The following is an 11,780-nucleotide window of genomic DNA, read 5'->3' as shown; positions in this document are numbered from 1 at the left end:
CGCCCGCCACAACACCGGCTGCGCCAAGTACAACTGTAGTTACACCTCCTGCTACAGGAACCAGTACTACAACAGATACTCCTACCAATACAACAAACACAACTAATACTAACGGTACAGATACAGGTACCACCACTACAACAACTCCCGATAATACAGGTACAACTACTAACCCTTAATCGTGGAGTTAAGGCCTTGCCGGGTTACCCGGCAGGGTTAATTTTGCTCCTGGTTTTAGCTATTAGGTCTTTTTTTATGTCTATCACCGTGATGTATAATTATTTATATAAAGGCATGAAATATCATTGCGAGACAATGAATAGATCAGTTAATGTATGAATTCTATTAAATGGATTTAATGCTAGGTTCGTCAAATGTACAGAAATATACACGCCGCAAGATCTTTTGTTACCAACCTTTTGGCTTTAGCAGGAATTACCATAAATGGTAATGCACTTTGGGATGTGCAAATTTATAATGATAAATTCTATTCGCGAGTCTTGCGTGATGCTGATTTGGGACTGGGCGAATCTTATATGGAAGGATGGTGGGATTGCGAGCGTATTGATATGTTAATCGAGCGCATTGTTAATGCGAATATCCAAGATAATGTAAAAATAAGCCCTTCTCTTACACTGCAACTTTTAATGTCCAAAATTTTTAATTTCCAATCAAAAAGACGTGCTTTCCAGGTAGGACGACGTCATTATGATTTGGGCAATGACCTGTTTGAGGCTATGCTAGATAGCAGAATGAATTACACTTGTGGTTATTGGAAGGAGGCAACCACTTTAGAAGAGGCGCAGCTGGCTAAATTGGATTTAAGTTGTAAAAAATTGTTGCTGCAACCTGGTATGCGTTTGTTAGACATTGGTTGCGGGTGGGGAGCGTTGGCAAAATATGCTGCCGAAAATTATGACGTCGAAGTGGTGGGTATCACGATTTCCAAAAAACAGTATGAGTTCGCCCAAGAACATTGCCAAAATTTGCCAGTTGAAATTCGACTTCAAGATTACCGTGATGTAAATGAAAAATTCGATCGCATTGTATCACTAGGAATGTTTGAGCACGTTGGTTATTTAAACTATCGAAAATACATGCAAGTGGTTGATCGTTGTTTGGCAGAAGACGGCTTATTTTTATTGCACACCATTGGTGGCAACGAAAGTACAACGCAAGCTATGCCGTGGATTTCAAAATACATTTTCCCAAATGGTATGATTCCTTCCATTGCTCAGCTGGGTAAGTCTGCTGAAAAACTGTTAATTATGGAGGATTGGCAGAATTTCGGAATGGATTATTACAAAACATTGCTGGCATGGCACCAGAACTTTAATGCATCGTGGAATTACCTAAAAAGTAATTATGACGAAAAGTTTTTTAGAATGTGGAATTATTATTTACTCAGTTGTGCGGGTGGTTTTAATACAAGAATGCTTCAATTATGGCAGATTGTTTTTTCAAAAGGACTGAAAATGCGTTATGACGCACCAAGATAATTTTCATTATCTTCTTTGGAAGGTTCTCATTTATTGTAGAATCATCTTAGTCATTGCTGCGAGCTTGCAGTAATTCCCTCAATTGTAAGGGCAATATAGATTGAGCCTTTAGTGTAACCGCTGCCTCATTTTTTTGCCATAAAGTACCTAGATAAATAATGATTAAGCCAATACAGGCAAGGGCGATGGGGAATAATAAACTGTCTTTAAAGACTTGCGAGGCAAGATAACCTAAATAAATTGCACAACCAATCGCTCCAAAAATAACAAATACTTTTCTCATTAGAGTAACGCCTATACCAATCATGACAAGATTAATGCACATATAGAAAAACTTTGACAATTCGCTGTCTGAGTGTTGACAAGTTAATCCGCCCCAAAAAGCAAGCACCCCAAAAAGATATAGCCAAAAAGCATAATCCAGCGTATTTCTTGAGCGAATGTCAACCCAAAATGCCAATAAAAGCATCACCAGGCCGAAATACATGGATATCATGGCACTGAGTTGAAAAGTTGCATATTGACCTGCAAGCATCTCAGTAATATCCATTGATATGTACCACAGCGTTATTGCTATAGGCATAATCATGAACGGATAGCGGTAAATCCAGGCTAAAATAATTCCAACAACTAAGGTTCCCAACTCCATAAAAATCCAGTTCCATTGAGCAATACGATGATATTGTTGATAAGGAGTCTCATCAGGCCACCATCCCATGGCTAACTGGAAGCCATAGATTGCCAATGGGGTTATAGCGATTACAAAAGTAGCGCATATTCCAGCGGGAATAATATAGCCATGTTTTGCAAACTGATGGGTTAACCAAAGACCAATACAAGCATAAGCGAGAGAAAGATAAAAAATCCCCCATCCGCCGAATGCTTCCCAACCCAAGTTCATAAAAATAGACATGGCACCTATTGCGATAAAACCACCAAAGTAATAGAGAACATTGGTCAAATTAAATGAGGATGATTCTTCAGGTTGCTTTTTAATAAATTCAATTAAATCATCCGCTTGCCTGGAATCAATGATATTGGCTTCCACGGCTTTCTTAAGCATGTTACGTGAAATCTTCATTTAATCTCTCCAGATTATTATCCGCAAACGGAATGTTTTAATTATAGAATTTATTAAGAAAATGCGCACGAATGATAAAAGTAATTTGATGCTATTATTGAATAGAGGATTAATAGATTAAATACTATAACTGAGGTATGGATACAATGGTAAGGAATACTAACCATCTAAAAATTAGATTAAACAATTATTGTATTTTAATCTTGTTGCAGCATGTGCATACTGTTCTTCCTGTAGCTAAATTAGAGTTAATTCCACACCATGCCTCTGCTTTAGCAGGTATTCTTAACTTCCATGGCCAAGCCGTACCTGTTTACCATCTTTCTGAGCTCATTAATGATTCCATGCCGGAGTATGACTTAAATACGCCCATGCTCATCTGCACTTTATCAATCGGCTTAATTGGTTTATTGGCATCAGAAGTGGTTGAGGTTATTAATGTTCGTGAAGAAATGATACAAAAACCGCCAGTGAATGAAGCGAAACCTTATATTACTGGTTTGATAGAAAAAGAAAAATGGTCAGCGTGGATTTTGGACTTAGAAAAATTGTTCAAAACTCATCACTTCAGTCTTGAGGAAATCCATGACTAATGTGATAGAGAGTCTCAAAGCCTGGGCAGTTAGTCATTATGGTATTAATATCCTTGATCATCAAATTGAATCCGTCATGCATCGCATAGCCAACGTGATGACAACGCTTGAGATGACAGAAACAGAGTTCTTGCTAGCTTTAAATGCCAACCATAAATCGGCAGTTGAAGAAACAATCGCAGCTATCACGGTTCCAGAGAGTTATTTTTTTCGCGATTCATCGCTCTTTGCTTTTCTTAAAAATAAATTATTTCCACAATTGATTAAAATAAAGACGAAGCAAGTTAATTATCAATTTAATATTTGGAGCGCAGGGTGCTCTTATGGGGAAGAGGTTTACTCTATTGCTATCTGTCTTCATCAATTAATAGCTGATATTAAACAGTGGAATATTAATCTTATTGGCACTGATATTAATTATTACGGATTGGAAAAGGCAAAAAAAGGTATTTTTAACAAAGCCAGTATGCGGGCAATTGATAATTTAACACTCTCTAACTATTTTACAAAGCATGATTCCACTTATTTTTTAAATAAAAATATTCGGGATATGGTTAAATTTGCTTATGGAAATATTGCAAAAATGGAGCCGATGAACGAAAAATTTGATGCCATTTTTTGCCGCAATGTATTTATTTATTTAGATAAGGACGTTGCTACCAAAGCATTGGATTTTTTTTATGAAAATCTGGTTGATGGGGGAGTTTTATTTCTAAGTCCTGCTGATTATTTTGTTTGTTGTAGCCATAAATTTTCTGTGCAGATAGTAGATAATCTCTGTATGCTAAAAAAAGAAACGACTAAAAAACAAGATATTATAGTCAATAAGAAAGAAGAACGTTCTGACCTTAGCTATTCAGAAAATCAAAAAGAACGCGCAACTAGAATCCATGAGATACGTACTTCTTTAGATGGTAAAGATTATCTAACTGCATTAAAAAATATTCATACCTATATCGAAAAATTTGGTGTTACCGGGCTTTTATATCGCTGTAAAGGAGAGGCTTTATTGGGTTTGGGTGAAAATACCATGGCAATCGTCTTCCTCACTAAAGCAATCAAACTCGATCCTTGTGATGCAACTGCTTTTTTCCTGAAAGGCCTTGTGGAGTTGGACATGAAACAAAATGATGCAGCGGAAATTTCTTTAAATAAGGCACTTTCCATAAAACCTGACTTCCCAGAAGCGGCTTATTATTTAGGGCTTTATTACTTACAAAATCAGGAAAGAAAGCGAGGGTTGGAATTACTTTTACACGCAGCAAAAGAGGCAAAAAAAATGAATAAAGAAACTTCCATGTTATTTAGTAGTGCTACTGCAGCGCAATTCACTCAAGCAGTAAAATTAAGTATTTCCTATTACCAAGGTATAGAAAATGACTAATAAACATTTAGAGAGTAGCAAAGCAAAACAAGTATTAGCAGCACGTGCTAAATTGATAGCTAAGAAAAAAATGGATGTTTCTAGCACTTCAGATGCTGCCATCTTAGTGTTCTATGTAGGTGCAGAGCAAAAATATGCGATACCCTATACTGCTATTGATAAAGTGGTTTCGGCACAAAAAACAATTGTTATTCCTGGAGTTAATCCTTTATGCTCTGGATTACTTTACCATAATGCCGAAATTTGGCCTGTGGTGAACCTGGACGTTCTTCTAAATTGTAAAGAAACGGAGACAGTTTCTAATTTTATCCTACTCCAGGACAGGCAGTATCATTATGCATTTAGGATAGGCACGATTATTGGCCAGGTTGAATACGATGAATCGATTACCCTGGATCATTTATCGGCAGGAGAATCTGAACAACAATCGTCGTCTATTCTTGGCATTTATCAAGCTGATATAGCATTACTTAATATTGAAGCTATATTTAAATTATTGGGAACTATTCAGATAGAATAGATAAATTTTCAGGATGAAAAATGGATAAAAAGGAACAAGCAGCACTTTCCAATGAATTCAAGAAGAAATACATCTTTGGATTTATTAGTCTGATTGTGGTTTGCTATCTTAGTATGCTTCTATCACTGGCTTTTATTACGCAACGAAACGATACGTTTGCCGAACTTCTCAGTAATTTATCTCTTTTAACATGGATACAAAGCATTTTATTACCTATTAGTCTCCTGTTTACTGCTCTGACTATTTATTGGTGGTTTAGACGAGAACGACATCAAAAGCAATTAAATCAAGAAATACGGGCAACTTTGCATGCCATAGCCAAATCCCAGGCAATTATCGAATTTGATATGGATGGAACTATTATTACTGCCAATGAGAAATTTTTGGATGTTATGGGCTATACCCTGGATGAAATTGTAGGTAAACATCATAGCATATTTGTTGATCGTGAGTATAAATTAAGTTCGGAATACATCGAGTTCTGGAAAAAACTGAATCGTGGAGAATATGATCAGGCTGAATATAAACGTTTAGCGAAAGGAGGAAAAGAAATATGGCTTCTATCAACGTACAATCCAATTTTTGATGCAAATGGGAAGCCAGTAAAAATTATTAAAGTGGCTACTGATATCACAGACCGAAAACAGCAAGATGTAGCGCTAATGAAGTTAACAAACCGGCTTAAGGAGATTGGGGCACAAATCATTGCCGACAGCAATGAAATTTCAACGGGTATTAATCAACTTGAGGCTACTGCAGTATCGCAAGCAGATAGTGCTTCCCAGCAGGCCACTTCAGTCAATGAAATTAGTACAACGATTGAAGAAATAAAAGCCACGGCACAACAAACGTTAGAAAAAGCAAAACAACTAGGGGAGTCGGCATCACGAACCAATGAAGAAAGTGACAAAGGACGCTCTGCAATTGAGCTGATGAGTGACTTGATGAAGATGTTACAAGAAAAAATGGAACAAATTTCAACAACCATCCTGAGTTTGAATGATAAAACACAACAAATTTCCGAGATCACTGAAGCCGTTGCTGATATTGCCAAGCAATCAAAAATGTTGGCATTGAATGCATCGATTGAGGCTGCCAAGGCTGGTGAGTCTGGCAAGGGATTTGCCGTCGTTGCAGGAGAGGTTAAAGAGCTGGCAGAAAAATCACAATTATCCACAGAACGTGTGCAAAAAATTCTACAAGATATTCGGCAAACGGCTGAGCGGGCTGTTATGGCGACAGAAGATGGTAATAAAAGCGTACAAGAAAATATTCATCAACTGAAATTGACTGGGGACATTATTCAATCATTAGGCGATGTGATTGAAGAAAGTTCATTAGCCTCCTTACAAATTGTGTCTGCAGTGCGCGAAGAAACTGTCGCAATAGAGCAAGTGGATGTCAGCATTAAAGAGATAAATAAGGTTACCAGTTTATTTAGCTCTGCCGCTCAGCAGACCAAACAAGCAATTCTTGGCCTCGGTAAGGTTGCTCAATCGCTAAAAAATACCTCAAGTGCTTATAAAGAAAATGAGCATGACGGGAGTTAATCATGGCCATTGACGCAAAACTTGCCAAAATGCTCCTTGAAACATTTAAGGCTGAATTGCAAGAATTGCATCAATCGATGATTAATTCCTTACTTTCTCTTGAGAAAATTTCTTCCACTGAAGAGTTAGAGGAAATTTTAAAAACATTATTTCGTTATTCTCATAATATGAAAGGGGCTGCTGCTTCCGCTTCAGTAGAACCTATTGCTCTGATGGCGCATCGACTTGAAGATTTATTTAGTAATTGGCGCCAAAAGAAGTATATTCCGAATAAAAAGCAAATTAATGCCTGTCTTGAGGTGATAGATAATTTGCTTGTCGTTTTAAAAGCGCATTGTCAGGGAGAAGTGATTGATGTTGAGAATTATTTAGCGCCGCTTAGTGGGGGTAAATCGATTCTTAAAAACCAAGAAGAGATGGAGGATAGTGAGTTTATAAAACTCCCGCTCAAACGCGTTGAACGTGCCAGCGCTAAAGCTAATGAATTTATTACGTATCGATTGAAGCTGGAGAATTGGTTTAAGGTTATTGAATATCAACTTAAAGAGTTGAGCCAATTGCCTCAGGAAAATTTAGCACTGATTAAAAATTTAACAGCAATCTCTGCAGCCAGCGGGCAATTCTTGGGGGAGTTTTCACGCTCCGTACAGGCACTACAAGACGAATTAAAGGTAATGCGGATGTTACCTGTTTCAACCATTTTAATTCCGTTAGCAAGAACTGTTCGTGATGTGGCAAGTAATTTAAATAAAACAGTTGAGCTGCAAGTCCAGGGTGGAGATATTGAGCTCGATAAAGCAATTCTTGATGCCATCAAAGATCCGCTGCAGCATTTAGTAAGAAATGCCATTGCTCATGGCATTGAGTCAAATGAAATACGAAAAAAATTAAAAAAGCCAATTCCGGCCAAATTGATTATCGAAGTAACCCAAAGTGCCGGTAAAATTAAACTGAGTGTTAACGATGATGGACAAGGTATCCAGATTGAAAAATTGAGAAAGCGTGCTTTGGCGATGGAATTTTATAAACAAGATGAGCTCAACGCCTTAAATGATGAACAGATATTAGAGGTTATCTTTGCTTCAGGTTTCACAACACAAGAAGATATCACCGAAATAGCTGGACGTGGAGTGGGGCTGGATGCAGTAAAAAGTGATATTGAAAAAATTAAAGGGACTATTTCTATAGCCACTAAAGAAGGGAAAGGTAGCTCTTTTACACTTACCTTACCGCTAACATTAGCGACAACTCGTGGTGTTTTTTTTAAGCTTAAAGAGCAAGTTTTTATGCTTCCAACACTGTCCTTAACGGCATTATATGAGATTAAACTAAGTGATCTAAAAGTCGTTGATAACCAGTACATTTTGATTGTTAAAAATAAGCCAATTCCCATTAAAATTCTCAATCAACTTCTCAAAATTGATGAGTCGCCCTTGACCAAACATCTTACTTACTATGGACTTTTAATTAATTATCAAGCAAAGCCACTTATTTTTTTAGTGGATGCCATTATTAGTGAACACGATTGTGTTGTGAAACCTCTACCTTTTCCTTTCTCAAAATTAAAACAATTTATAGGTGTCACACTTACTGGTGAGAGTGAGTTAGTGCTGGTTCTTGATCCGGTGCTCCTAATGAAAAGAGCGTTAACTCATAAAACGTTTTCATTTCAGCAAATTACCACTGATGAGAAAACGATAGAGCATCAACCACTCCATAAAAAACGGATTTTAATTGTTGATGATTCATTGACAACTAGAAGTTTGTGCACAAGTGCCCTGGAGGCTGCAGGCTATGAAACCGTGACTGCAATCAATGGAAAAGAGGCATGGCATCTTATTCAAACCATGCCATTTGATTGCATAGTTACTGATATTTTAATGCCTGAGATGAATGGTTATGAGTTAACAGATATGATTAAAAAAGACGCAAGATTTTCTCATATACCCGTCATTATTGTCTCATTACTGGATTCACAAGAAGATAAAGACCGTGGATTTGAGGCAGGTGCGAATGTGTTTTTAGTGAAAAGTGAGTTTGACACGCATTCACTCCTTGAAATTTTGGAGTCGTTGCTATGAAAAAAACTATCAAGGTACTCATTGTTGATGATTCTAAAGTTACCACACAATTGCTTCGTACTGTTCTAGAAGAGGAACCCAATATTGAAGTGGTTGGTTGCGCTGGAGATGGCGTCGAGGCTGTTCGTTTAACTAAACAGCTTCGACCAGATTTGGTAACAATGGATATTTTTATGCCAAATATGGATGGGGTGGAGGCGACTCGCAAGATAATGCAACACTGTCCGACACCCATTATAATTCTCAGCTCCTATGTCAGTGACAATGAATCAAAAATTGTTTTTAATGCATTGCAAGCCGGTGCCTTGTCAATTATAGAAAAACCCAAGCGCATCCAGGGAGAGGGATTTAGCAAAATCAGGCGTCAATTGATTAATTCAATCAAGACCCTGGCAAACGTCCATGTGGTACCTCGAAAATTACGACAAGAGTTAAAACCGACCGTTATTCAGGTCACTAAAACGGCTGCAATTTATAATATTCTAGCGCTGGGAACCTCAACGGGTGGCCCCACAGCTTTAGGCAGTATTCTTTCTGCGTTACCTGAAAATTTTCCTCTTCCTGTGGTGGTAGTACAACACATTGCTGATGGTTTTTTATCCGGCCTTGTCAGCTGGCTACAACAAAAATCAAAACTGGTTATGGAGATTGCTCAGGATAATCAAACCTTACTTCCAGGCCACGTTTACTTTGCAGGGGATGGTGCGCATTTAGTCATTACAAAAGGAGATAGAACGCCTGTTGCAACGTTAGAAGGTTCTGCACCAATTGATTATTTTAAACCGTCTATTACCGTTTTATTTTCTTCTCTGGCTAAAAATTATCCTGGAACCGCCATTGGAGGCTTGCTTACAGGTATGGGGCGAGATGGTGCTGAGGGGTTGTTATTAATGAAACAAGCCAATTGCTTGACCTTTACGCAATCAGAGGCGACGTCGGTCGTCTATGGCATGCCTGCAGCTGCAGTGTCTTTAAATGCCACAGAGCAAATACTGGATCTGGAAAAAATTCCTCAATTTTTAGCTACAATTATAAGCAAGGGAGAATATAGCTATGACGCAAAAAATCTTGATTGTTGATGACAGTGCCACAGCCAGAGCGCTGTTTAAAGCCTGTCTCTTCAATAATAGGGAATATGAGATTATCGAAGCAAGCCAATGGAAGGATGCGTTAGAAACTGCCAAATTACATCATCCTTTTTTAGTCGTTATGGATTATAACATGCCAGAAAAGTCTGGTGGCGAATTAGCCAAATTAATGCAGAATGAAGGGGTGGATGCTTATTACGTCTTATTAAGCGCTAATACTCAACAAGCTGTTATCAATGAAGTCAAGGCTTTGGGCTTTTTTGACGTGCTGGAAAAACCAGTTTCTGCCGAAAGTGTCAAAATACTTTTAGAGAAATTGCAATGATTACTTTAACACCAGAACAAGAGGATGCACTTATAGAGTTGGGTAATATTGGCATGAGTAAGGCTGCTAAACAATTATCCATGCTGTTAAATTCCTTTATTAAAATTTCCATTCCGAAAATTACATTAATTAATGTGAATGAATTGGCAAATAACAGTCAGTTTGCTGATAAGCAAATTCTAGCCTTTGTTCATCAAAATATATCTCAGGATCTTCAAGGGTGTTCTGCACTGGTTTTTCAACGTGAGCAAACCACCTTATTAACCAAATCTGTGATTGGTGAAACGCCACAGTTAACACAAGAAGAAGTACGTGCTTGCGAGCAAGAGGCAATGTTGGAGATTGGCAATATTATTATCAGTTCTTGTATGAGTGTCATTGCCAATATGCTATCCAAGAATGTGTTATTAAGTTTGCCAGTTTACGATGAAAATAATCTTGTTTCCTTGTTACGAGATCTTTGCTTGCCTATTGCTGGCTTAACAAGGAATATTATTGCAATTTCAACGACATTGGATACGTCTGATAACAATTTGTCAGGTAGTTTATTTATTATTCTTACCGAGGAGTCAATCAATATTTTATTAGAGGATATCAAGGAGTTGATCAATGGTTAAGCGGAAAGGCTTGGACCATATGTATGAACAGGTTTTTGAAACCATCCCTGTTGGTCTCTTTCTGGTAGATAAAGAACATGCAATTTATGCATGGAATAAATGGATGGTTAAAAATACGAATATTGAAGCAAAAGAAGCGGTGGGACAGCAGCTTGAGTCACTTTATCCTGAGATGGTAAGCCCTCGTTTAGGGTGGGCGCTCGAGCAAGTATTGAATTACGGTTATCCTCAGGTGTTGTCCAATATTCTTAATAAATTCGTTATTCCAATTCCTCTTGAAAAACGGGCTTATCAAGATTTGGCGATGATGCAGCAAAATGTAGAAATATTACCTGTCAGTTATGATAAGAAAAATATGGCCTTGGTAGTTATTCAGGATGTGTCTGCGAAAACACATTTGGAAAATACACTCATGTCGATGGCCAATAAATTTGAAAAAAGCAGTTTAATTGATGCATTAACAGGAATTCCTAACCGTCGATGTTTATGGCGAGAACTGGAAAAAGAACTCATAACAGCCCATCGGGAAAAATATAACGTGGTATGTTGTATTTACGACATAGATTATTTCAAGAAAGTGAATGATGAGTATGGCCATGCCGCAGGTGATGAAGTTTTGATTTCTTTTGCCAAGCTTGCAACGGCCGTATTAGGAACAAATGATTCTATTTTTCGTTATGGCGGTGAAGAATTTATTACGATTTCCACGCATCTTCCTATCAAAGAAGCCAGTCGGCTTCCTAATCGCTTACGCAAGAATTTAGAGGCTATGTCTAACCACGGTACAGTAAATAAAGTGGTTACTTGCAGTGGAGGTGTTGCTTATTGGCGACCCTCCGATCCTCCGATAACTTCTGAGATGTTAATTGAGCAAGCAGATAAAGAGTTATACAAAGCCAAAGAATCTGGACGAAACTGCATTGTAATGGATGGTGTTATTCAAACCCCCGTAAAGCTCAAGTAATTTCCAAACAATCATTTAAATGCACTTAATTAACAAAAATTGATCAGTAGGATTTTGCGTGGTATAGTGCTTCCGATT

Annotated in this window: 11 protein-coding genes; 10 read left to right on the top strand and 1 reads right to left on the bottom strand. The window is 37.7% G+C overall.

The window, feature by feature from the left end:
• The first annotated feature begins 374 nt into the window (after positions 1-374).
• Entirely contained in the window at positions 375-1,499 is a 1,125-nt protein-coding gene (gene cfa, locus Ljam_RS03905; RefSeq protein WP_058448819.1) for a cyclopropane fatty acyl phospholipid synthase, read from the top strand.
• 46 nt (positions 1,500-1,545) lie between these two features.
• Here the strand turns inward: cfa and Ljam_RS03900 are convergent, their stop codons facing one another.
• Positions 1,546-2,580, bottom strand: a complete 1,035-nt coding sequence (locus tag Ljam_RS03900; RefSeq protein ID WP_058448818.1) for a hypothetical protein — start codon at positions 2,578-2,580, stop codon at positions 1,546-1,548.
• Positions 2,581-2,726: 146 nt separating this feature from the next.
• Here Ljam_RS03900 and Ljam_RS03895 point away from each other — a divergent pair, with 146 nt between their 5' ends.
• Genes Ljam_RS03895 through Ljam_RS03855 form a run of 9 tightly spaced genes read left to right on the top strand, consistent with a single transcriptional unit; the run spans position 2,727 to position 11,702 of the window.
• On the top strand, positions 2,727-3,173 hold the full coding sequence (locus tag Ljam_RS03895) for a chemotaxis protein CheW (RefSeq protein ID WP_058448817.1): 447 nt from the start codon (positions 2,727-2,729) through the stop codon (positions 3,171-3,173).
• A complete protein-coding gene (locus tag Ljam_RS03890; RefSeq protein ID WP_058448816.1) occupies positions 3,166-4,557 on the top strand; it encodes a CheR family methyltransferase in 1,392 nt (463 codons plus the stop codon). The genes Ljam_RS03895 and Ljam_RS03890 overlap by 8 nt, the downstream gene beginning before the upstream one ends.
• Positions 4,550-5,077, top strand: a complete 528-nt coding sequence (locus Ljam_RS03885) for a chemotaxis protein CheW (RefSeq protein WP_058448815.1) — start codon at positions 4,550-4,552, stop codon at positions 5,075-5,077. The genes Ljam_RS03890 and Ljam_RS03885 overlap by 8 nt, the downstream gene beginning before the upstream one ends.
• A gap of 20 nt (positions 5,078-5,097) precedes the next feature.
• Positions 5,098-6,627 (top strand): methyl-accepting chemotaxis protein, encoded by a 1,530-nt coding sequence (locus Ljam_RS03880; protein WP_058448814.1) that lies wholly within the window; start codon positions 5,098-5,100, stop codon positions 6,625-6,627.
• A gap of 2 nt (positions 6,628-6,629) precedes the next feature.
• Positions 6,630-8,708, top strand: a complete 2,079-nt coding sequence (locus Ljam_RS03875) for a response regulator (RefSeq protein WP_058448813.1) — start codon at positions 6,630-6,632, stop codon at positions 8,706-8,708.
• Positions 8,705-9,787, top strand: coding sequence for a chemotaxis-specific protein-glutamate methyltransferase CheB (gene cheB / locus Ljam_RS03870; RefSeq protein WP_058448812.1), 1,083 nt, complete (start codon positions 8,705-8,707; stop codon positions 9,785-9,787). Before Ljam_RS03875 ends, cheB begins: the two co-directional genes overlap by 4 nt.
• Positions 9,762-10,121, top strand: coding sequence for a response regulator (locus tag Ljam_RS03865; protein ID WP_058448811.1), 360 nt, complete (start codon positions 9,762-9,764; stop codon positions 10,119-10,121). Before cheB ends, Ljam_RS03865 begins: the two co-directional genes overlap by 26 nt.
• Complete coding sequence (locus Ljam_RS03860) at positions 10,118-10,738, top strand: chemotaxis protein CheC (RefSeq protein WP_058448810.1); 621 nt, start codon at positions 10,118-10,120, stop codon at positions 10,736-10,738. Before Ljam_RS03865 ends, Ljam_RS03860 begins: the two co-directional genes overlap by 4 nt.
• Positions 10,731-11,702 (top strand): sensor domain-containing diguanylate cyclase, encoded by a 972-nt coding sequence (locus Ljam_RS03855; RefSeq protein WP_058448809.1) that lies wholly within the window; start codon positions 10,731-10,733, stop codon positions 11,700-11,702. The genes Ljam_RS03860 and Ljam_RS03855 overlap by 8 nt, the downstream gene beginning before the upstream one ends.
• Positions 11,703-11,780 lie beyond the last annotated feature (78 nt).

This window comes from Legionella jamestowniensis (assembly GCF_001467745.1).
GTDB classification, from domain to species: domain Bacteria; phylum Pseudomonadota; class Gammaproteobacteria; order Legionellales; family Legionellaceae; genus Tatlockia; species Tatlockia jamestowniensis.
The sequence above is the reverse complement of the archived record's forward strand: the minus strand, read 5'-3'. Positions and strand labels throughout refer to the sequence as shown.